The following is a 20,845-nucleotide window of genomic DNA, read 5'->3' on the forward strand; positions in this document are numbered from 1 at the left end:
ATCCACCACTACAATCACCACCGACCCCACACAGGCATCGGCGGCAAGTCACCCATCGAGCGACTGACCGTCCACAACGTCCCCGGGAAGAACAGCTAGTGCCCCATACCGGCCTTCTCGTGCACTTTCTTCATCCACGCCGGGGCCCACCAGTTGGCTTCGCCCATGAGCTTGACCAAGGAGGGCACCAGCAGCATGCGGATGATGGTGGCGTCGATGATCAGCGCCAGAATCACGCCGAAGCCGAGGAACTTCATGATCGACAGGCCCGAGATCGTGAATGCTCCGGTGACGACGATCAGGATCAGGGCCGCGGCAGTGACGATGCGTCCGGTGCGTTGGGCTCCGAAAATGACGGCCTCCTCGGTGGAAGCACCTGCCGAGCGCGCTTCGACCATCCGAGACATCAAGAACACTTCGTAGTCGGTCGACAGGCCGAAGATGACTGCGAGGATGAGTACGACGAAGGTCGACTCGAGCGGACCGGGCGTCACTCCCAGCAGGCTTGCACCGTGACCTTCCTGGAACACCCAGGTCAGTGCTCCGAAGGTCGCTGCCAGGCTCAGCCCGGCCATGAGAACTGCTTTGATCGGCAGCACTATCGAGCCGAAGGCCAGGAAGAGCAGGACCAACGTCGAGATCACCATGATCGCGATCATCACCGGCAGCCATTTCGCTATCGCGGCATTACCGTCGTCGACGTTCGCGCGTCCGCCGCCGACGAGGATTTCGGTTCCGTCCGGTGGAGTGATCGCGCGGAGGGCAGTCACCGCATTCGATTGGGACCGAGCCTCGGTCGTTCCGTCGCTGGGTTCGCTGTAGGACGCCTGGAATGCCACCAGATCGTCCTTGGATCCGAGGAATTCGGCTCGGGCAACGCCGGGGGTGGCGTTCATCGCTGCGGTCAGTTCCGCAACGGGCGGGCCCTGAGGCTTGACGCCGTCGAGACCCCGCAGCACCACGGTGGCACCGTCGCCGGTGGACTCGAAGTCGGTGGCGAGGGTTTCGAAGGCTGCCCGTGCCGGGTCGTTCTTCGGTAGTGCCGTGTAGTCGACCTCCCCCAGGGAGACCTTCAGAATCGGCGTGGCGACGATCAGCAGGCCCGCGACGATGACGGCGGCGACGATTCCTGGATTCTTCATCACTCGGGTGACGACACCACCCCAGAACTTGTGTGCGCGTGCGTCGCTGCGGTCCGAGGCGGTACGCGACCAGGTCCAGGAGTTGATGCGAGTGCCGAGAAGGGCGAGCAGGGCGGGCACCGCGGTCAGGGACAGCAGGGCGGCGCTGGCCACCGCGGCCATGGCACCGAAACCGAGGGATCGAATCACCGCCTGCGGGAAGACCAGCATGCCCGCGAACGCGCAGATCAGCAGCAGTCCGGAGAAGACGACGGTGCGGCCCGCAGTGGACACGGTACGTACGGTCGCCTCCATCGACGACGACCCGGTGCGGAGTTCCTCGCGGAATCGACTGACGATGAACAGTCCGTAATCAATGGCCAAGCCGAGGCCGAGCAACGACGCAACGTTGATCGAGAACGAGCTCACCTCGGTGAATTCGGTCAGCACCCGCAGGATTGCCAGCGAGCTGAGCACACTGAGAATTCCGACGAACACCGGTACCGCTGCGGCGATCACGCCACCGAAGATGAAGACGAGAAGCAGAAGTGTGATGGGGACGGCGATGATCTCCGAGCGCACGAGGTCTCGCTCGAGGGTTTGGCTGAGCGAGACTCCCACGACCGATGCGCCGGCGAATTGCGACTCGATGCCGGGGACGACGAGTTGTGGAGGTAGCTCACCGAACGTGTTGAACGTAACTCCCGATTTCGCACCCAGGGAGATGGTCACCAGCGCCTTGGTTCGGTCTTTCGAGACCAGGAATTCCTTGGTCACCGGGTCCGCGGTCCAGTAGGAGTTCACGTTTCCGAGGGTGTAGCGGCTGCGGAATTCGTCGAGTGTCGACTGCACCTGTGGTCCGATGTCGTCGATCGTGCGTCCGTCGGGTGCGGTGTAGATCGCGACGATGTCGGGGGTCGGTTGGCCGATGCCTTGGACCAGCCGCGCGACCTGTGACGATTCGCTGCCTGCGTCGGCGTATCCGCCCTCGCTCAGTTTCGAGAAGACGCCCAGTCCCAGCACGCCGCCGACGGCTACGACCGCGACGACGACGGCGAGCACCCATCGCTTGTGCGATACGACGAACGATGCCCAACGCGTCACAACTGTGCTCCGGCTCTGTGGAAGGGGTGAGTAGCGATTCGACTGTAGTTGATCGTGTCGGACCCTCGTGTTCTCATTAGAACAAGTGTTCGACGATCTGCGTGACGGTGTGAAGGAGGTGGTCTCGATGGGATGGAACGACGGGCCGCCCACCTGGTCGGAAATGGAGCGAGTCCTCTCCGGGCGCCCCAAGCCGGTCGTCGAAGGCGATGGGGGCGACAGCCCGGCGTGGTCGCGCAAACGCGACGCCTACCAGGGTCGCCGGCTCGATTCGGTGGGGCCGTCGACACCGTACGCAGAACTGCATGCGCATTCTGCGTTCAGCTTTCTCGACGGAGCATCGCAGCCGGAGGAAATGGTCGAGGAAGCGGTGCGTCTGGGACTCGAATCCATTGCGATCACCGACCACGACGGCTTCTACGGCGTCGTACGTTTCGCCGAGGCAGCACGAGCCCTCGGCATCGGAACAGTGTTCGGTGCCGAGCTGTCACTCGACACCCACCGGTCCAGGGCCGGAGCGACCGATCCCGACGGTACGCATCTTCTGGTGCTCGCTCGTGGACAGGAAGGGTATCGGCGGCTGTCGCGTCGGATCGCGGCCGCGCATCTGGCCGGCGGAGTCAAGGGTGAGCCGCGGTACGACGTGGACGAACTCACCGAATCGGCGGGAGGGCACTGGCAGATCCTGACCGGTTGTCGCAAAGGGCATGTTCGCCAAGCACTCTCGCGGGGTGGGCCGGAGGCGGCCGATCTCGCGCTGCGTGATCTGGTCGATCGGTTCGGGGCCGAGCGCGTCACCGTCGAGCTCACCAGGCACGGTACTGCCGACGACGATGAGCGCAACGACGCTCTCGCGGCGCTGGCTCGCCGGTACGGTCTGCCGATGATCGCCACCACGGCGGCGCACTACGCCAGTCCACGTAGCCGAAGGTTGGCCATGGCGATGGCTGCGGTACGTGCCCGGAGCAGTCTGGACGAGGCGGCAGGGTGGCTGGCACCGACGGGTGGTGCACATCTGCGGTCGGGGGCGGAGATGGCGGAGCTGTTCGAGCACTATCCCGGTGCAGTGCGCGGTGCCGTCGAACTGGGTCGAGAATGCACGTTCGATCTGAAACTGATTGCGCCTCGTCTCCCACCGTTCGAGGTGCCCGACGGTTACACCGAGATCAGTTACCTGCGGGGGCTCACGTTCGAGGGTGCTGCCCGGCGGTACGGCCCGCAGTCGGCGAACCCGGCTGCATATTCGCAGTTGGAGTACGAGCTCGACATCATCGAGCGGCTCGAATTTCCTGGCTACTTCCTGGTGGTGCACGACATCGTTCATTTCTGCAAGACCCACGACATTCTGTGCCAGGGGCGAGGTTCGGCGGCGAACTCGGCCGTCTGCTACGCCATCGGAATCACGAACGTCGATCCGGTTGCCAACAAGTTGCTGTTCGAGCGGTTTCTCGCACCCGAACGCGACGGACCCCCCGACATCGACATCGACATCGAGTCGGATCGGCGGGAAGAGGCCATTCAGCATGTGTACGCCAAGTACGGCCGTACCCATGCCGCTCAGGTCGCCAACGTCATCACCTATCGCGGGAAGTCCTCGGTACGAGACATGGCTCGCGCTCTCGGGTTCTCCCAGGGGCAACAGGACGCGTGGAGCAAGCAGATCACCCGGTGGTCCGGAATCGGCGATCAGGACGGCGACGGGATCCCCGATTCCGTTCTCGACCTCGCGCGTCAGATCGAGGGCTTTCCGCGTCACCTCGGCATCCATTCGGGAGGAATGGTGATCTGCGACCGACCGATCGCCGACGTGTGCCCGGTGGAATGGGCGACGATGGAGAATCGCAGTGTGCTGCAATGGGACAAAGACGATTGTGCCGCAGTGGGTTTGGTCAAGTTCGACATGCTCGGGCTCGGGATGCTCTCGGCTCTGCATTACATGATCGACCTGGTCGCCGAACACAAGGGCATCGAGATCGACCTCGCCTCGATCGACCTGTCCGAACATGCGGTGTACGAGATGCTGCAACGGGCCGATTCGGTCGGTGTGTTCCAGGTCGAGTCGCGGGCCCAGATGGCCACTCTTCCGCGGCTCAAGCCGCGTAATTTCTACGATCTCGTCGTCGAGGTCGCCTTGATTCGTCCCGGTCCCATCCAAGGTGGCTCGGTGCACCCGTACGTCAAGCGGCGCAACGGACTCGAACCGGTCACCTTCGATCATCCGTCGCTGAAGAAAGCTCTCGATCGAACTCTCGGCGTGCCGCTGTTCCAGGAACAGCTGATGCAGATGGCCATCGACGTCGCGGGCTTCAGCGCCGCCGATGCCGATCAGCTGCGTCGCGCCATGGGATCGAAACGGTCTCCGGAGAAGATGGAATTGCTTCGTGGACGGTTCTACGACGGAATGCGTGATCTGCACGGCATCACCGGTGCAGCCGCGGATCGAATCTACGAAAAGCTCTCGGCGTTCGCCAACTTCGGCTTTCCCGAGAGCCATTCGCAGAGCTTCGCCTCGTTGGTCTTCTACTCGTCGTGGTTCAAGCTGCACCATCCGGCGGCGTTCTGTGCTGGTCTCCTTCGTGCTCAGCCGATGGGCTTCTACTCACCTCAGTCTCTGGTGGCCGATGCCAGACGGCACGGCGTGGTCGTGCACGGTGCCGACGTCAACGCCAGCCTCGGCCATGCAAATCTCGAGGCAGACGGTCTCGAGATCCGCATGGGTTTGGCGGACGTGAAGTTCATCGGGACGACACTTGCCCAGAAGATCGTCGATGCGCGAGACGCACACGGGCCGTACACCTCGTTTCTGGATCTGACGGGACGCGTCGAACTGTCGGTGGCGCAAGCGGAAGCACTGGCCACGGCCGGCGCGCTGGGGTGTTTCGGCATCACTCGTCGAGAGGCGTTGTGGGCTGCCGGAGCGGCCGCGGGGGAGCGGCCCGGTCTGCTCCCCGGCGTCGGCGCATCGACGAAAGCGCCTGCGCTGCCGGGTATGACGGACCTCGATCTGGCGTCGGCCGATGTCTGGGCAACGGGAGTGTCACCCAATTCCTACCCCACTCAGTTCTTCCGGGATCGGCTGGATTCCCTCGGCGTGGTGCCCGCGAATCGGCTGCTGAAGATCCCCGATGGCGACCGGGTCCTCGTCGGCGGTGCAGTGACGCATCGTCAACGTCCGGCAACCGCGGGAGGCGTCACGTTCATCAACCTCGAAGACGAAACCGGCATGGTCAACGTCGTGTGCTCGGTGGGGTTGTGGGCGAAGTACCGCAAACTCGCAATCACCGCTCCGGCGTTGCTCATTCGAGGCAAAGTGCAGAATGCCGAGGGGGCGGTGACCGTGGTGGCAGACCATCTGCAATTGATGGATCTGCGAGTTGCGTCCCGATCCAGAGACTTTCGCTGATGAACTCGGCCTGCCCGCGCGTCATCGAGCAGGACGCCGGTGCAGAATCGAGGCGTGAAGCTACTGATCATTGCGGACACTCACTTGCCCACCCGAGCGAAAGTGCTGCCCGATCAGGTGTGGGCCGCCGTCGACGACGCCGATGTGGTGATCCATGCCGGCGATTGGGTGAATCTCGCGACGTTCGAGGCACTCTCGCAGCGATCTCGTTCGCTGGTCGCCTGCTGGGGAAACAACGACGGCGACGAGCTGCGTGCGGTCATGCCCGAACGTGCCGACGTGGTACTCGGCGGCGTGCGCTTCACCGTCGTCCACGAGACCGGAGCCGCGACAGGACGCGAGCGCCGGATGGCGACCGCATACCCCGATACCGACGTCCTCGTGTTCGGACACAGTCACATTCCGTGGGATACGACGGCCGACAACGGTCTACGGCTGCTCAACCCCGGATCTCCGACGGACCGGCGTCGGCAGCCGTTCTGTACCTACCTCACCGCCGTTGCCGATGGCGGCGAGCTGACAGACGTCGAGCTGCATCGACTTCCGCCTCGCTGATCGGCATGCCGAGTGTCCGTCACATTCCGCCTGCGACTCTGACGACCGTTCCGGTGGCGTAGCGCGAATCCTCGGACAACAGCCACGACACCGCGCCGGCGATCTCGTCGGGTACTCCAGGGCGGCCGAGGGGGATGCTCGACGCCATCTTCCGTGGTCGCTCACGGTCTTTGTGAAACTCGGTCTCGATGACTCCCGGCGCGACGGCGTTGACACGAATGTTCTGCGCGGCAAGCTCTTTGGACAGACCGACCGTCAAGGTGTCGACGGCTGCCTTGGCCGCGGCGTAGTGCACGTACATACCGGGACTTCCGATGGTGGCTGCCGCGGAGGAGATGTTGACGATGGCACCGCCGTGGTCGGCCATCGCGTGTATGGCGTACTTGCAGCAGGTCAGGACGCCGAGCAGGTTGACGTCCAAGTCTGCCCTGATCGTCTCGATGTCGTTGTTCGAAAGTGTCCCTACTGCACGCGCCGATCCGGCGTTGTTCACCAATCCGGTGACAGTGCCGATCTCGGCAGCAGCAGCGAACAGATCGATCACCGACCGCTCGTCAGTGGTGTCGGCACGTATCGCGACGACCGTTCGGTCGGCGCTCGACAGTTCGTTCACCACTGCGTCGGCGGCCGCAGAATCGGAGCGGTAGGCGATCACGACGTCGTGCCCATCGGCCACGAGTCGCCGAGATACTGCGGCTCCAATTCCGCGGCTGCCGCCGGTCACGATCGTCAAAGGGGCATTCATCGTTCGACAATAGCGAGTACCGAAGGAGCACAATGGCGGGCAACGCACGACAGAGGAGGGTTCTGTTGATCGACAGACCGGAATTGGCCGCTTTTCTCAAGCAGCGCCGAGAGGCGCTACAGCCCGAGGATGTCGGACTTCCGCGTGGACAACGGCGTCGAACGCGGGGTCTGCGCCGGGAAGAAGTAGCCGGCCTGTGCCACATGTCGACCGATTACTACGCGCGCCTCGAGCGCGGAACAGGCCCCGCTCCATCGGAGCAGATGATCGCGTCGATAGCGCAGGGTCTGCACCTGTCGTTGGACGAGCGCGACCACGTCTTCCGCTTGGCCGGCCAGAGTCCACCGGTACGCGGTGCGGCAAGCGAGCACGTCAGCCCTGGCCTGTTGCGCATCATGGATCGCCTGCACGACACGCCGGCCGAGATCATCTCCGAGATCGGAGAGACCCTTCGACAGACGCCTCTGGCAGCAGCCTTGACCGGAGACGCAACGCACCGGACCGGGCCGGATAGAAGTCTCGGATATCGCTGGTTCACCGATCCTGCTGTCCAGCAGTCTTATCCGCTCGAAGATCGCGCCTTGCTGTCGAGGGCATACGCCTCGGGTTTACGGGAAGTCGCGACCCTGCGCGGCCCGGACTCACAGGCGGCTCGACTGGCCGCTCGACTCCAAGCGTCCAGCGAGGAATTCCGAGTGTTGTGGGAGCGGCGCGAAGTGGGTGTTCGTCCCCCCGAGTTCAAGACCTTCATCCATCCGGCGGTCGGCCAGATCGAGCTGCATTGTCAGACGCTGCTCGACCCCGAGCAATCGCATCGACTGCTGGTGTACACAGCCGTGCCGGGCAGCGAGAGCTATGCAAGATTGGAACTGCTCTCGGTTGTCGGTACTGACGTACTGACCTGACGAGGTCTGCTCATCAGTGGATCGGCAAGTCCTGGATCAGAGCGGCGTGTGGCACGACCATGGATGTCAGCGCATCCAAATCGCTCGATCACTACAGCCGAGGAGCTCACAATGGCCCGCATCGCAGATACATCGATCAGGAATCTCACTGGAAAGCGTGCCGTCGTCACCGGAGCGAGTGACGGTCTCGGCGCGGTGATTGCGACTTCTCTCGCTCGTTCGGGAGCCGAGGTCGTCATGCCCGTGCGCTCAGCCGCCAAGGGAGAGCGGGTAGTCGAATCGATTCGGTCATCCGTGCCGAACGCGAAGGTCAGCACTCGGCTCCTCGATCTGTCGTCACTGACCTCCGTTGGCGCATCGGTCGACGAGTTCTTGTCGGAAGGCCGACCGATCGACGTTCTCGTCAACAACGCCGGTGTCATGCAACCGCCGCAGCGGCAGGTCACCCAGGACGGGTTCGAGCTGCAATTCGGTACGAACCACCTCGGTCACTTCGCCTTCACCCTCGGCCTGCTCCCACTGCTCCGAGAAGGCGCAGCACGGGTCACTCACCAGACCAGCATCGCGGCACGCGTGGGGGCCATCAACTGGAACGACTTGAATTGGGAGCAGTCCTACGACGTCATGAAGGCCTACAGCCAATCCAAGATCGCTGTGGGGCTGTTCGCCCGTGAGCTCGAGGCGCGCAGTAGGGCCGGCGGGTGGGGAATCACCAGCAACATGGCGCATCCCGGAATCTCCCCGACGAATCTGCTTGCGGCTCAACCGGGCCTGGGACGACCCAAGGATTCGGCCGGCCGCGGGCTGATCAGCGTTCTGGCTCGCGTCGGGATTGCGGGGAGCGTGGACAGCGCCGCGCAGCCGGCTGTGGTGGCAGCAGCGGGAACATTGTCGCGAGGCGACCAGTTCGTAGGACCCAGACGCCTGATCGGTGGTCCGCCGGCCGAGGTCTCCATGTGGAAGCCGTTGCGCAGCATGGACGATGCGCGACGTCTGTGGGACGCATCCGAGGTTCTCACCGGTGTACGACTCGGATCCTGAGTCGCGGGCCCTGCTCGGTGCCCACTGCTGGGTTCTCACTGCTGGGTCGGTGCGGGCTCTCTGGCATGGTCGACCAAGTCGTGCACCAGTCCGATGATGACGTCCATCTGTTCGATGACCTCCACGCGCAGTCGGTCCTGTTGCTCGTCGGGCATGACCGGGGCATTCGGGCCGTCGAGGGACATCAACAGATCGATGTTGGTGCGCAGAGCGGTCAACGGTTCCATCAGTTCGGCACCGGCGTCGACAATCAACTGTCCCTGTCGTGCCCGCGACCGCGAGAGCGCAGCCAGCATCTCGTTGAAACTGTTGGCGAGAGAGGCCAGTTCGTCGTCTCCGTTGACGTCGATGGGCTCGAAGGCACCCGTCCTGGCCACTCGTTCCGTTCCGGCGCGCAACCGTCTGACCGGACGAAGGCCGGTGCGAGCGACGGCTGCGCCGGCCACACCAGCGAGGGCGACGAGGAACGCCCCGACGAGGATCAGGGCAAGCGTGAGTTTTCCGAGCAGTGGTGAGGTACCGCTCAGGGCTTCGGCCACCATGATGGTCTCACCGGAATCGGTGCGCTCGGCGGAGATGTAGTAGCCGCGAACCTCCCGCAGTGACCGATCGGTGCGGCCCTCGGTGACCGCCTTCTCCGGATCGTCGAGCCCACCATCGGAGTTGGTGAAGGGGTAGGTGCCGTTGGACGAGGATACCAAGGTGCCATCGGTGGTCATCAACGCAACTTTGACCGCGGTTCCTTCTGTGTCCTCGATCCCGAACCCGAACAGATCGGCCGGCACTCCCGACGCTGCGCTGGCGATCAGCGCATCGCTGTTTCGGCCGACACGGTCGATGATCTGCGAGCGAAGCGACTGCTCTGCGACGAGGTAGATCGCCAGAGCGCTGACCGCAACGGCGAGCGCGGCCAGGCTCATCGTCAACACTCGAATCCGTCCGTGCAACGACAGCGCCCTCGGGCGGGTGTGCGCACGTGAATACCTCATGGATCGAGTATGCCGGTCGGCAGCGACCAGAATTCGCGAGGCTGCCACGAGTAGGCACCGAAGAGCGCACCGATACTCAGAAGGGCGGCTCCTCGTCTTCTTCGTTGGTCGGTTCTGGCTCGGGGGTCGGGTTGTCGGGTGGGTCGGGGTAGGCGATGACGCCTGATCGTCTGGGTTGGGTGGGGATGTGTGGCCGGAGGTCGTTGCCGATGATGGGTACTGTGGTTCCGTTGGCTGGCAGGGTGATTCGGGTGGTCTTCGAGGTGGAGGTCCACAGGATGGCGCCGCCGGGGAGCATGACGGCGGTCCAGTAGCCTGCGGTTTTGACGCTGTGGTGGTATTCGCAGAGGCATTGGAGGTTGTTGACGGTGGTCCAGCCGCCGCCGAGTGGGTTGGCGTGGTCGAACGGGATCACGTGGTCGAGTTGGCAGCGTGCGGCGGGTCGGTGGCAGCCGGGGAAGCGGCAGTGGCGGTCGCGGAGTCGGACGGCGGCGATGGTGAGGGCGTCGGGTCTGTAGATCAGGGCTCGGTCGGTGAGTGGGTCGCGCCCGACGGATGTTCCGAGAGTGGGGTCGGCGGCGATGGCGGCTTCGAGTGCTGCGGCGAGGGACGCATTGCCGAGGTAGATGCCTGCCGGTGTGTGCATGATGCGGCGGTTCGACCGGATCATCGAGGGTAGGTCTAGGGCAGAGCTGTGCCGTGCGCCCCGGCCGATTGGGGTGTGAGTACAGAACAGTGCCGCTGCGGAGGCGAGGGCATTCCGACGTCGTTGCCGGGTGTCGTCATCAACGGTCGGCTCAGGTGGTGTCGAAACAGTCGTCGAATCGGTCTGTGCAGCAGCCGAACCCGGACCCGGCCCTGCATCGTCCACGCGTTCTGCATTGTCGGTTGCATTCTTGGTCGCGCTGTCGGTGTGAGTTGTCGGTGCTGCCGTGTCCGCTGGCGCTGACTTCTCCGTTGCGTTGTCCGTCGGCGCTGCTGAGCGTGTTGCGGTGCTGGTGCCTGTGTCGGTGCGTGTATCCGCATGCGCTGGAGGTGTATTCGATTCCGTCGCGTTCGATTCGGCTACGTTCGATTCTGCCGAGTTCGGCTGTGCAGGCTCGGGGTCTGCCCTGTTCGGCTCGTCTGTGGTGTCTGTGGTGTCTGTGGGTTCAGCGGAGCGTCGTTCCCATTCCCCGGTTTCCGGGTTCTGCACCGCCAGTCCGAGTGTCTCGGCGAGGGTGACTGCTTCGGTGAGCAGGATCTGCCACTGACTGTTGCGCGCCAACTCTCGTGCCAGATCAGGGTCGATGGATCCCTGCCCAGCCAAGTACGCAGGATTTGCCAACAGTCCGATGAGAGTTGCGATGTCGACAGTGACCATCGTCAACGGCACCCGACGATCCGGCAGCTCTGCATCTTTCTTCGGGCAGCCCGCGCGTTGGCACAGGCATGTCAGCCGGGGTTCTCCGTGCATTCGCGCCATGAACGCATCGCACAGTCGTTCCTGTTTGCCGCGCGGATCCTTGACACACACCGTGTCGGCCATCTCCTCGAGCAACTGCCATGCCGCCGCCGCTTCGGGGGCGGTCAACTCCGCTCGGATCCGCGCCAACTCCCCAGCTGGGGCATAAGAAACATTGCGGAACTTCTTCGCGAACTGTCGCAACGCTGCTGCTTCCTCCGGTGCGACGCGCAGCAAAATCTCCCAGATCTCCTTTTCCAACGGCCCCGGTGAGAAGCGACGTGCGGCCTCGACGACGTCGCCTTCGACGAGGTCGACGAGGGCGTCGGACAGATTGTCGAGAATCCGGCACGCGACCCGAACCCGCGCGAAGTCGATCTCACCGGCCTCGAACTCTCACCGGAGCTTCGGCATGCGGGTGTGCAGCGCAACCCCGGCAGAGATGTAGGCCTCGGCGACCGTCGCCGAGCATCCCAACGCGACAGCGAGTTCGGTGCGTCCGTACCGGCTGTACCGCCGATGCTTCGCATCCTGCGCGATGCAGGTGAGGTGGAAGTCGTAGCAGGCAGCGATCTTTCGGGCCGCATGCCGATTCTCTTCCCGCGCGGCAGCGATCAACGCATCCAACGACACCACTGGCGCAGCCATTTTTCACCCCCCCCGGTGACCCCCAGTTCAGAACATGCGTTCGAACTGAAGAAAGAGTATCTCGACCCACCGACAAGAATGGAAAGGTGCCCGTTGAGCACTTGCCGAGACTGGTTACATGCGGTGATCGGTGTGGTCGCTGTCCTCGTTCCATCGCTGTGCCCATTGCCACAGCGGTTCGAGTGCGGGTCCGAGTTCGTCACCGATCTCGGTGAGACGGTAAGAGCCATCAGGGCCCTTCGCCAGCACTCGTGCGTCGACGAGAGTGCGTAGCCGGGTGGCGAGCACGCTCGAGGATATGTCGTCGGTGCGTCGCCTCAGTTCGAGGAAGCCGAGCGGTCCGCTGCGTAGCTCGAACAGGATGCGCATGTTCCAGCGCTGCCCCAGAAGGTCGAGCGCGGCCATCATGGCACGGCGCGGTTCGTTTGCCTTTTCCATCTCGACTCATCATAGTGGTTCGAAAATCGAAGCAGTTCGAAATTCGAAGCACTGCGAGGAGTGGAGAACGAATGACCGGGCGGGCGGATGGAAAGACGGTGTTGATCACCGGCGCATCTCGGGGAATCGGAGCAGAAACTGCATTGCAGCTGGGTGCTCTCGGTGCTGCGGTCGCGGTGAACTACCGCGAGAAGAAGCGTCGAGCCGAGGCCGTGGTGCGCGCGATCGAGGAGGGCGGCGGCACAGCACTTCCTGTGGGTGCCGACGTCACCGACGCTGACGCGATCGACGCCATGCTGAACGTTGTCGTTGCCGAGTTCGGCGCAATCGACGTTCTGGTTCTCAATGCCTCGGGTGGCCTGGAGTTCGGTGCAGAACCCGACTACGCGATGAGTATCAATCGCGACGCGCAGGTGGCGTTGGCTCGCGCGAGTATCGCCCATATGGAGCCGGGCTCGCGGATCGTCTTCCTCACCAGCCACCAGGCGCATTTTCACGGCAAGAAACCGGTCCCCGTCGAATACGAACCCGTTGCTGCGAGCAAACGGGCGGGGGAGGATGCACTGCGTGGGATGATTCCTGAATTGGATTCTCGGGGAATCGAATTGGTCGTGGTGTCCGGGGACATGATCGAGGGCACGATCGTGGTCACCCTGCTCGAACGCCGTAATCCGGACTCAGTCGCTGCGCGAACCGCGCAGGGTGCGCTCCCGACCATTGCGGAGTTCGCGTCGGCTGTGACTGAGGCTGCAATCGGACCCATCGAGAAGTCCGGCCGGACTGTCTACGTCGGTGGAGCCGACTACCTCGACGGGTCCGTGTCGGGGTAGTCGGCTCCGCTCGATCGGATGAAGAATCAGCTACCGAGAACGCAGAACTGACCGCTCGTGAGGTTCAGTGCCAACGACAGCGGCCCTACGCAGTCGACGCCTCGTGCCTCGGATGTGGCACCGGATCCCCATCCTGCGACCGCGAGGGTCATCTGGCCGGCATCTGCCCACGAGTGCGCGATTCCGCCGCCGAGTGCGAGCGCGTATGCCGTGCCCGCGTTCTTGCTTGCTCCGAGCGCGACACCGTAACCGTTGGCGTAGGTGTTGGTTGCGCCCGGCCCGTCGTTGACACTGACGGCAGTTCCGCTGTCAGCGGCACCGGCGGTGGCGGTTCCGGGTCCGTTCGAGGTGGCTCCGCAGCTCGCTGTGTCACTCACCTGGATGTCGTTGGCCGAGGGCGGCGACACGCATGTGACCGGTGCCGCCGACGCGGTGGCGGTGCCGGCGAAGGCGGCCGCCGTCAGGCCCGATCCGATGGCGAAAATAGCTGCGGTGCGGGCGATTCGACTACCGAACCGACTGAACGTTCGCGCGGAGGAGGAGTTGGAAGAAACCGTACGGGGCAGGGAAACAGAGAACAACAGAAAGCTCCTTCACGAGCGAAACGGGTCGGTGCGGCACACGGTACCCCGCTCCGGGGGTCCGTGACAGCAAGCAGACACAGATTGTGTAACGGTGCCGATGGCATCGCGAGATGAATCGTCGTAGAAGTCCGATTTCTCGGACCCCTGCGGTATCGGTCGAGCCGGTTCTTACCGCCTTTGTACTGCCCAGGTTCTACGCGCGCAGTCCGGTCGATTCCGTTCCGTCAGTTCATGATTGGGGCTTGTTTGTCGGCTCGGTGCCGGTGTCCGAAGCGGGTGGCGATGCTCCGAGTCGGCATGCCCGGGCGACCGCCGAACGAAAGGAAATTGTTATCGGAGGGCTGGCGAGCCGTCGGACGCGGCTCGATAGTTGGGTCTCACAGCGCAGGTGCCGTTCCGACCAGATCGATTTGTCGACGCTCACAATCGATTTGACGTGCGAGGACGCAGACATGCCCACCGGGCCGAACGGTTGTTTCACCCGGATCACGGACCCGTGGCGCCGCCGTATGTTGCGATCTTGTACTCGGTTGCCACGAGAGACAGTTGCAGTTCTCGGATGCGCTTGTGAACAGCGTCGCGATGCGCGACGAGCATCTCGAGTCGTTCCGGGACAGTCTGGTCGCCGCTGTCGACCAGCGCGACGTATCTCCGGAGGTCGCGCATGGGCATACCCGAGAGCCGCATCCTTGTCAGGAACACCAATCGACGGACGGCCGCGGAATCGTATCGTCTGTGCTCGAGTCCGTCGCGATCGACGTCGATGAGGCCGCATCGCTCGTAGTACCGCAGCGTGTGTGTGGAGATGCCGAGTAGTTCGGCTACCTCGGCGATACCGAGCGGTTCGGGCAGTTCCGACGGCTCGATCAGGTCGTGCAGCAGCTCCACCTTCAGGGGCGCAGCCGAGTCCACGGCCGCCGACAGCGCCCTGTTCATCAATTCGTTCGTCGACATGAGAGGGAAGATAGTCCTACCTGGGCAGTCATACCGGACGGACGGATTCGGGCACACCGGGGAAATCCGCGCTTGCGGACAATTCGGCATGTGTGTTCAAGGAGTCGAGTTCCCGATGGTACGACTCGCGTAGCCGTCGAACCGCTTCTCGCCCCAGTGGGATGCGCAAGGGAGCGGATTCAGCGTCGACCAGTCGGCGGATGATGTGCGCGGCGCGGGCCGGATCGCCTTCTTGCCATCCGTCGACGTCGAGCATGTCGACTCTGAGCGCGCCCAACACTGCGGTGTAGGCATCGATGGGGTCTGCGATCTCGAGTACATCGGCATTGTTGAACCCGGTCCTGAACCGACTCGGTTCGACGATAAGAACTCGAATGCCGAACGGAGCAACCTCGCCGGCAAGGGCTTCCGACCAGCCTTCGAGCGCGAATTTACCTGCAGAGTACGAGCCAGCACCCGGGAACGAGACGCGGCCGCCCTGGCTGCTGATCTGCACGATTGTTCCCGCGCTCCGTTCTCGCATGTGAGGCAGGACTGCGCGGTCCAGAGCAGCAGGCCCGACCACGTGTTGTTCGAGCATGTCGCGCAATCGCGTGTCGTCTATCTCCTCCGCCGCACCGATCTGCCCGACGCCTCCGTTGTTCACCAGTACGTCGACGCGTCCGAACCGGCCGATCGCGGCCTCGACGACGGTCGGCGCGGATTCGGTGTTTCTGACGTCGAAGGCGATGGTCAGTAGGGATTCCGGGTTCTCGGCAACCAGGTCGTCGAGACGTTCGGGTCGCCGCATCGCTGCGACGACGGTGTCGCCTGCCTCCAGGGCGGCGACGGTGAGCGCCCGACCCAGGCCGGAGGATGCTCCGGTGATGAGCCAATGCCGTTGTCCGAGCGGTTGTGTCATGAACGGAAAGCTATGGCTTCGAGCGCACTCGAACGCAAATCGTTCAGACGCTGCCCTGATAGTCGTGTTGGCGCCAGGCCTCGTACATTGTCACTGCTGCGGCGTTCGCCAGGTTGAGTGATCGGCGTCCGGGGATCATCGGGATGCGCAGCTGATCGGTCACATGGGGGTCGTTCAAGACGTCGTCGGGGAGTCCGGTGGGTTCCGGTCCGAACAGTAGGACGTCACCGGGTTGGTAGGCGACGTCGGCGTAGGAGCGTGTTGCGTGCGCGGTGAAGGCGAAGACCCGTTCCGGGGCCAGTGCGGACCACGCCGACGGCAGGTTCTGGTGCACGGTGACCGACGCGAGGTCGTGGTAGTCCAATCCCGCACGTTTGAGCTTGGGTTCGGACATGTCGAACCCGAGGGGGCCCACGAGATGCAGTTCGCATCCGGTGCCGGCGACGAGGCGAATCGCATTGCCGGTGTTCTGCGGAATCCGGGGCTCGAAGAACATGAGTCGAAACACCCGGATCACTCTGCCACCACGAGCCCGGGGAGGATGGGGCAGGTGGACGACGAACAGACCATCGGCGAAGATTTCTCGGATTCTCGACTCGACGGGCGGGAGTGGTCGGGCAGGCAGTTCGTCCGGTGCACCTTCCGTGACGCGGACATGAGCAATGTGCGGACCGACTCGGTCGTCTTCACCGAATGCGACTTCACCGGTACCGACCTCACGGATTCGGTGCACACCAACTCGGCCTTTCGATCGTGCACGTTCACTCGAACCAACCTGCAGCACAGCGTCTTCCGTCACTCGACGTTGATGGGATCGGTGTTCGTGGACACTCGCATGCGTCCGGCCACCTACGACGAAGTCGATTTCACGTTGGCCTCGCTGGGTAATGCCGACCTGCGCGGCGTCGATCTGACCGGATGTCGGATGCGGGAGGCGAACCTGACCTCGACCGATCTTCGCAAAGCGGTGCTGCGGTCCGTCGATCTCGCGGGCGCACGAACCGTCGGTGCCAAAATGGAGGAGTCGGACCTGCGCGGAGCCGTCGTCGATGCGTCGCTGTGGGTCGGCGCAGGGGTGCGCGGGGCCAAGATCGAACTGATGCAAGCAGTGGCCTTCGCGGCTGCGCAGGGTCTGATCGTCGAGAGCTGACCGCGGTGATCGGCCCGGCGCGCCGCCGGGCCGACAGAACCTGAAACAATGGCCCGGTGACTGCAACGATCCTCGATGGCAAAGCGACTCGTGACGAGATTTTCGTCGACCTCACCGCCCGTGTGGCACGTCTGCGGGAGCAGGGCATCACTCCCGGCCTGGCGACGGTGCTCGTCGGAGATGATCCGGGTTCTGCCGCATACGTGCGGGGCAAGCACAACGACTGCGCGAAGGTGGGCATCACTTCCATCCGACGCGATCTTCCCGCGGATATCACTCAGTCCGAACTCGAAGCGGTCATCGACGAGCTCAACGCCAACCCCGACTGCACCGGGTACATCGTGCAGCTTCCGTTGCCCAAGCATCTGGACGAGAACGCCGCGCTCGAGCGCATCGATCCCGACAAGGATGCCGACGGTCTGCACCCGATCAACCTCGGCCGCTTGGTGCTGGGCAAGGACGCCGCATTGCCGTGCACCCCGCGGGGCATCGTCCACTTGCTGCGGCGCTACGACGTCGCACTCGACGGGGCGCGCGCTGTGGTCATCGGCCGCGGTGTGACGGTGGGCCGACCGATCGGACTGCTGCTGACCCGCCGTTCGGAGAACGCGACGGTCACGTTGTGCCACACCGGAACTCGTGATCTTGCCGCAGAGGTCTCCCGCGCCGACATCGTCATCGCGGCCGCCGGGGTTCCCGGCTTGATCACCGCAGACATGGTCAAGCCCGGGGCGGCTGTGCTCGACGTCGGGGTCACCCGCACCGAGGACGGATTGCGCGGAGACGTCGCGGACGACGTCGCCGAGGTGGCCGGTTTCCTGTCGCCCAACCCCGGTGGAGTCGGGCCGTTGACGCGCGCGTTTCTGCTGTCCAATGTCGTGGAGCGAGCCGAACGCACTGCGGCCCAGAGTTGAGCGAGCCGAGGTGAACGACGTACAGGATGCGCGAGGCGATCACGTGCCGGGTTTCCGAGCGGCGCTCGCTCGGAATCTACCGATGGTCGTGGTGTCGATCATCGTGCTCGCCGCGCTGGTCCTGGTTCTCGCCGACCGTTGGCGGCGCGGCTCGTTCATCTTCGGGTGCGCAGCGGTGGTGGCAGCGTTGCTGCGACTGTGCCTACCCGAGTCACGCGTCGGCACCCTGAAGGTGCGCAGCAGGGGATTCGACGTATTGGCGCTGGGAGGCGTCGGCGGCGCCATCGTCTTTCTGTCGCTGTCGATCGATCCCCTGGGGACGGACTGACGTAGACCGATCGACTCGGGTCAGCGCCGTCCGAGGCGGGCGAGCTCCATCGTCTCGGCCAGCAACTTCGCCACCGAATCGGCCTCGGTGAGAAATCCGTCGTGGCCGTCTCGCGACTGGATCACTTCGAGCCCCCGGCACTGTGGGAGTTCACGCGCAATTTCTTTCTGCAGTCGAAGCGGGTAGAGGCGATCGGAATCGACGCCCCCGACGATGGTCGGAACCGGCACGGATGCAAGGGCTTCGGCGACTCCGCCGCGTCCTCGGCCCACGTCGTGGCGGTTCATCGCTTCGCTCAGAAGAACGTACGTCGCCGCGTCGAATCGATTGACCAGTTTGGCGGCCTGATGCTCGAGGTAGCTCTGCGCGGAGTACCTGCCGCCGGCCCACGGGTCCTCGTCGTTCTGCGGAGAGTTTCCGAACCGAATGTCGAGTTCGCTCTCGGTTCGGTACGTCAGATGCGCGATGCGACGAGCGATCCCGAGTCCGGCGGTCGGGGCGGTGCCGGTGTCGTGGTAATTGCCGCCGAGCCAACCCGGATCGGCCTTGATCGCAGCGATCTGGGTGGTTTGCGTCCCGATCTGGTCCGCTGTCGCGCGGGCACCGACGGCGAGCACCAGCGCGGCACCCACCCGATCCGGATGTCCCACAATCCATTCGAGGGTGCGCATGCCACCCATCGACCCGCCCACGACGGCGGCGAACCGATCGATGCCCAGAACGTCGGCCACCGCGACCTCTGCCGCCACCTGATCGCGAATCGAAATTTCCGGGAAGCGAGAACCGTACGGGGTGCCGTCGGGGGAGATGCTGCTCGGCCCGGTGGTGCCTCCGCATCCGCCGAGCACGTTGGTGGCGACGACACACCATTCGTCGGTGTCGATGGGGCTGCCCGGTCCGACCATCCCGTTCCACCAACCGGGCAGTACGTGGTCGGCATCCGGCGGTCCCGAAACGTGGGAATCGCCGGTCAACGCGTGTTCGACGAGCACGACGTTGCTGCGATCGGCCGCCATCTCGCCCCAACGCTGCACCGCCACGGTCACGTGCGGAATGTGAGAACCGTTCTCGAGATCGAGACCACCGATGTCGATGGTTCCCAACCGCCCGTCCGGAGACGGAAGGACCGCCTCCGGACGAACGCCTGTGTTCAAACTGTGGCTCAAGACGCCGCCGCGCGGAAGCCGACCTCGAGATCGGCGATGATGTCGTCGATTCCTTCTATACCGACGGCCAGACGCACGAGGCCGGGAGTGACGCCGGAGGCCAACTGCTCTTCCGGGGTCAACTGCGAATGCGTGGTGGACGCGGGATGGATGACGAGAGAACGCACGTCTCCGATGTTAGCCACATGACTGTGCAGAGTGAGAGCGTTGACGAACTTCTTGCCCGCGTCCACTCCTCCCTTCAGCTCGAACGCGATGATCGCGCCCTGCCCCTTCGGGAGCAGCTGCTGCCCGCGCTCGTACCAGGGCGAGGACTCGAGTCCGGCGTAGTTGATCGAGACGACGTCGTCGCGACCGGCCAAGAAGGTGGCCACCTTCTGCGCGTTCGCCACGTGCCGCTCGATTCGAAGACTCAACGTCTCGAGGCCCTGGCTGATCAGGAACGCATTGAAGGGTGACACCGCAGCCCCGATGTCGCGCAACAACTGCACCCGCGCCTTCAGCGCGAAGGCCGGAGCGCCGAGATCGGCGAAGACGACACCGTGGTAACTCGGATCCGGGGTGGTGAAGTTGGGGTGACGGCCCTGCGTCCAGTCGAACGTTCCGCCGTCGACGATGACGCCCGCGATCGCCGTGCCGTGACCGCCGAGGTACTTCGTCGCCGAGTGCACCACGATGTCGGCACCGTGCTTCAGCGGCTGCAGCAGGTACGGCGTCGCGACGGTGTTGTCGACGATCAGCGGAATGCCGTTCTCGTGGGCGATCGCCGAAATGCCGGGGATATCGAGAACGTCGTTCTTCGGGTTGGAGATCGTCTCACCGTAGAACGCTTTGGTCGACGGTGTGATGGCCGCGCGCCACTGCTCGAGATCGTCCGGATCGTCGACGAACGAGACGGTGATCCCGAGCTTGGGAAGCGTGTAGTGGAAAAGGTTGTACGTGCCGCCGTAGAGCCGCGGGCTCGAGACGATGTGATCGCCCGCCTCGGCGAGATTGAGAATGGCGAACGTTTCTGCCGCCTGGCCCGACGCGAGCAGAAGTGCTGCGACGCCCCCTTCGAGAGCGGCGATGCGCTGCTCGACGACATCCTGTGTGGGGTTGATGATGCGGGTGTAGATGTTGCCCGGTTCCGCCAGGCCGAACAGTGCGGCCGCGTGATCGGTGTTGTCGAAGGTGTACGAGGTGGTCTGGTAGATGGGCAACGCACGAGCCCTGGTGGTGCCGTCCGGTGTCTGACCCGAATGGATCTGCTTGGTCTCGAAGCTCCAGTCGGCTGCGGGATCGGTGAACGGATCCTCGGTAGGTGCTCCGGTGGCGTCGACGACGTCGGGGGTCGAATCGGTCATGGCTGGTGATACTCCGTTTTCTCAGACGTGTTTTCTGTCGAATGAAGCTCGAGAACTCGAGCGTTACGGGGCGTATCGGTACAGCAACACATGAGAACCTCCTGACATGCCTCGGCCCGTGGGGACCGAAGATCAGTGGGTCCGCTTCGGAGCGGACCCGCGCTTGTCGATACGACACGGATGTGTTGCATCGGCCTGGTCGTTCACCCGGGGCACCCCACCGCGGTTGGAGGGTTGCCGGCCAGCAAGCCGGGGCTCGATGCTGGCACTCATGACCTG

The 20,845-nt window shown here is 64.1% G+C and carries 20 protein-coding genes, 1 pseudogene and 1 riboswitch; of the genes and pseudogenes, 9 read left to right on the plus strand and 12 right to left on the minus strand.

What is annotated here, in order from left to right:
• A pseudogene (locus CH285_RS23305) lies at positions 1–99 on the plus strand (IS481 family transposase); the annotation flags it as partial.
• Here the strand turns inward: CH285_RS23305 and CH285_RS23310 are convergent.
• Positions 96–2,225 (minus strand): MMPL family transporter, encoded by a 2,130-nt coding sequence (locus CH285_RS23310; protein WP_032387027.1) that lies wholly within the window; start codon positions 2,223–2,225, stop codon positions 96–98. The pseudogene CH285_RS23305 and the gene CH285_RS23310 overlap by 4 nt on opposite strands.
• Before the next feature lie 127 nt (positions 2,226–2,352).
• On the opposite strand from CH285_RS23310, the gene CH285_RS23315 reads away from it, so the two are divergent.
• Together CH285_RS23315 and CH285_RS23320 are read left to right on the plus strand one after the other, a co-directional pair.
• Positions 2,353–5,628, plus strand: coding sequence for an error-prone DNA polymerase (locus CH285_RS23315; RefSeq protein WP_094642975.1), 3,276 nt, complete (start codon positions 2,353–2,355; stop codon positions 5,626–5,628).
• A gap of 54 nt (positions 5,629–5,682) precedes the next feature.
• Positions 5,683–6,183 carry a metallophosphoesterase family protein gene (locus tag CH285_RS23320; protein ID WP_032374686.1) on the plus strand — a complete coding sequence of 167 codons (501 nt, stop codon included), beginning with the start codon at positions 5,683–5,685 and terminating at the stop codon, positions 6,181–6,183.
• Positions 6,184–6,202: 19 nt separating this feature from the next.
• Here CH285_RS23320 and CH285_RS23325 read toward each other — a convergent pair whose 3' ends face one another.
• Positions 6,203–6,928 carry an SDR family NAD(P)-dependent oxidoreductase gene (locus tag CH285_RS23325; RefSeq protein ID WP_094642946.1) on the minus strand — a complete coding sequence of 242 codons (726 nt, stop codon included), beginning with the start codon at positions 6,926–6,928 and terminating at the stop codon, positions 6,203–6,205.
• Positions 6,929–6,993: 65 nt separating this feature from the next.
• On the opposite strand from CH285_RS23325, the gene CH285_RS23330 reads away from it, so the two are divergent.
• Positions 6,994–7,833, plus strand: a complete 840-nt coding sequence (locus CH285_RS23330; RefSeq protein WP_032384021.1) for a helix-turn-helix transcriptional regulator — start codon at positions 6,994–6,996, stop codon at positions 7,831–7,833.
• 111 nt (positions 7,834–7,944) lie between these two features.
• Positions 7,945–8,874, plus strand: a complete 930-nt coding sequence (locus tag CH285_RS23335) for an SDR family oxidoreductase (RefSeq protein ID WP_094642947.1) — start codon at positions 7,945–7,947, stop codon at positions 8,872–8,874.
• Positions 8,875–8,909: 35 nt separating this feature from the next.
• Here CH285_RS23335 and CH285_RS23340 read toward each other — a convergent pair whose 3' ends face one another.
• The 4 genes from CH285_RS23340 to CH285_RS23355 all read right to left on the minus strand — a co-directional run bounded on the left by CH285_RS23340 (position 8,910) and on the right by CH285_RS23355 (position 12,393).
• Positions 8,910–9,863 (minus strand): methyl-accepting chemotaxis protein, encoded by a 954-nt coding sequence (locus CH285_RS23340; protein ID WP_032365671.1) that lies wholly within the window; start codon positions 9,861–9,863, stop codon positions 8,910–8,912.
• A gap of 76 nt (positions 9,864–9,939) precedes the next feature.
• Positions 9,940–11,544: an HNH endonuclease signature motif containing protein gene (locus CH285_RS28495; RefSeq protein ID WP_141214956.1), complete on the minus strand. Its 1,605-nt coding sequence runs from the start codon at positions 11,542–11,544 to the stop codon at positions 9,940–9,942.
• Positions 11,545–11,703: 159 nt separating this feature from the next.
• Complete coding sequence (locus CH285_RS23350; protein ID WP_094642949.1) at positions 11,704–11,955, minus strand: hypothetical protein; 252 nt, start codon at positions 11,953–11,955, stop codon at positions 11,704–11,706.
• A gap of 114 nt (positions 11,956–12,069) precedes the next feature.
• Positions 12,070–12,393, minus strand: a complete 324-nt coding sequence (locus CH285_RS23355; protein WP_032393319.1) for a winged helix-turn-helix transcriptional regulator — start codon at positions 12,391–12,393, stop codon at positions 12,070–12,072.
• Positions 12,394–12,464: 71 nt separating this feature from the next.
• On the opposite strand from CH285_RS23355, the gene CH285_RS23360 reads away from it, so the two are divergent.
• Entirely contained in the window at positions 12,465–13,223 is a 759-nt protein-coding gene (locus CH285_RS23360) for an SDR family oxidoreductase (protein ID WP_094642950.1), read from the plus strand.
• Between the two features lie 26 nt (positions 13,224–13,249).
• On the opposite strand, the gene CH285_RS23365 is transcribed toward CH285_RS23360, so the two are convergent.
• The 4 genes from CH285_RS23365 to CH285_RS23380 form a co-directional block, all read right to left on the minus strand.
• On the minus strand, positions 13,250–13,804 hold the full coding sequence (locus CH285_RS23365; RefSeq protein ID WP_176458500.1) for a DUF6764 family protein: 555 nt from the start codon (positions 13,802–13,804) through the stop codon (positions 13,250–13,252).
• Positions 13,805–14,293: 489 nt separating this feature from the next.
• Positions 14,294–14,761 carry a MerR family transcriptional regulator gene (locus tag CH285_RS23370; RefSeq protein ID WP_032390007.1) on the minus strand — a complete coding sequence of 156 codons (468 nt, stop codon included), beginning with the start codon at positions 14,759–14,761 and terminating at the stop codon, positions 14,294–14,296.
• Positions 14,762–14,789: 28 nt separating this feature from the next.
• Positions 14,790–15,662, minus strand: a complete 873-nt coding sequence (locus CH285_RS23375) for an SDR family oxidoreductase (RefSeq protein WP_057474257.1) — start codon at positions 15,660–15,662, stop codon at positions 14,790–14,792.
• A gap of 43 nt (positions 15,663–15,705) precedes the next feature.
• Positions 15,706–16,170, minus strand: a complete 465-nt coding sequence (locus CH285_RS23380; RefSeq protein WP_179271319.1) for a tRNA (cytidine(34)-2'-O)-methyltransferase — start codon at positions 16,168–16,170, stop codon at positions 15,706–15,708.
• Between the two features lie 33 nt (positions 16,171–16,203).
• Here CH285_RS23380 and CH285_RS23385 point away from each other — a divergent pair, with 33 nt between their 5' ends.
• The 3 genes from CH285_RS23385 to CH285_RS23395 all read left to right on the plus strand — a co-directional run bounded on the left by CH285_RS23385 (position 16,204) and on the right by CH285_RS23395 (position 18,054).
• Positions 16,204–16,812, plus strand: coding sequence for a pentapeptide repeat-containing protein (locus CH285_RS23385; RefSeq protein ID WP_032366683.1), 609 nt, complete (start codon positions 16,204–16,206; stop codon positions 16,810–16,812).
• A gap of 56 nt (positions 16,813–16,868) precedes the next feature.
• On the plus strand, positions 16,869–17,726 hold the full coding sequence (locus tag CH285_RS23390) for a bifunctional methylenetetrahydrofolate dehydrogenase/methenyltetrahydrofolate cyclohydrolase (RefSeq protein ID WP_032400121.1): 858 nt from the start codon (positions 16,869–16,871) through the stop codon (positions 17,724–17,726).
• 82 nt (positions 17,727–17,808) lie between these two features.
• Entirely contained in the window at positions 17,809–18,054 is a 246-nt protein-coding gene (locus CH285_RS23395; protein ID WP_045842095.1) for a DUF3017 domain-containing protein, read from the plus strand.
• A gap of 20 nt (positions 18,055–18,074) precedes the next feature.
• Here the strand turns inward: CH285_RS23395 and metX are convergent, their stop codons facing one another.
• The gene (gene metX, locus CH285_RS23400; RefSeq protein ID WP_027496400.1) at positions 18,075–19,208 is read right to left on the minus strand and encodes a homoserine O-acetyltransferase MetX; all 1,134 of its coding nucleotides are present in this window, start codon (positions 19,206–19,208) and stop codon (positions 18,075–18,077) included.
• Between the two features lie 8 nt (positions 19,209–19,216).
• Positions 19,217–20,566 carry a bifunctional o-acetylhomoserine/o-acetylserine sulfhydrylase gene (locus CH285_RS23405; RefSeq protein ID WP_080729313.1) on the minus strand — a complete coding sequence of 450 codons (1,350 nt, stop codon included), beginning with the start codon at positions 20,564–20,566 and terminating at the stop codon, positions 19,217–19,219.
• Between the two features lie 154 nt (positions 20,567–20,720).
• Positions 20,721–20,843: riboswitch (SAM riboswitch) on the minus strand.
• Positions 20,844–20,845 lie beyond the last annotated feature (2 nt).

The sequence above is a fragment of the Rhodococcus sp. 05-2256-B1 genome, assembly GCF_002258465.1.
GTDB lineage: Bacteria > Actinomycetota > Actinomycetes > Mycobacteriales > Mycobacteriaceae > Rhodococcoides > Rhodococcoides fascians.

Excerpts from the sequence above, each read along its gene's own strand:
- CH285_RS23315 (WP_094642975.1), top strand. The coding sequence starts at position 2,353 with ATGGGATGGAACGACGGGCCGCCCACCTGGTCGGAAATGGAGCGAGTC.
- CH285_RS23325 (WP_094642946.1), bottom strand. The coding sequence starts at position 6,928 with ATGAATGCCCCTTTGACGATCGTGACCGGCGGCAGCCGCGGAATTGGA.
- CH285_RS23335 (WP_094642947.1), top strand. The coding sequence starts at position 7,945 with ATGGCCCGCATCGCAGATACATCGATCAGGAATCTCACTGGAAAGCGT.
- CH285_RS23340 (WP_032365671.1), bottom strand. The coding sequence starts at position 9,863 with ATGAGGTATTCACGTGCGCACACCCGCCCGAGGGCGCTGTCGTTGCAC.
- CH285_RS23350 (WP_094642949.1), bottom strand. The coding sequence starts at position 11,955 with ATGGCTGCGCCAGTGGTGTCGTTGGATGCGTTGATCGCTGCCGCGCGG.
- CH285_RS23355 (WP_032393319.1), bottom strand. The coding sequence starts at position 12,393 with ATGGAAAAGGCAAACGAACCGCGCCGTGCCATGATGGCCGCGCTCGAC.
- CH285_RS23360 (WP_094642950.1), top strand. The coding sequence starts at position 12,465 with ATGACCGGGCGGGCGGATGGAAAGACGGTGTTGATCACCGGCGCATCT.
- CH285_RS23370 (WP_032390007.1), bottom strand. The coding sequence starts at position 14,761 with ATGTCGACGAACGAATTGATGAACAGGGCGCTGTCGGCGGCCGTGGAC.
- CH285_RS23375 (WP_057474257.1), bottom strand. The coding sequence starts at position 15,662 with ATGACACAACCGCTCGGACAACGGCATTGGCTCATCACCGGAGCATCC.
- CH285_RS23385 (WP_032366683.1), top strand. The coding sequence starts at position 16,204 with ATGGGGCAGGTGGACGACGAACAGACCATCGGCGAAGATTTCTCGGAT.
- CH285_RS23395 (WP_045842095.1), top strand. The coding sequence starts at position 17,809 with ATGGTCGTGGTGTCGATCATCGTGCTCGCCGCGCTGGTCCTGGTTCTC.
- CH285_RS23405 (WP_080729313.1), bottom strand. The coding sequence starts at position 20,566 with ATGACCGATTCGACCCCCGACGTCGTCGACGCCACCGGAGCACCTACC.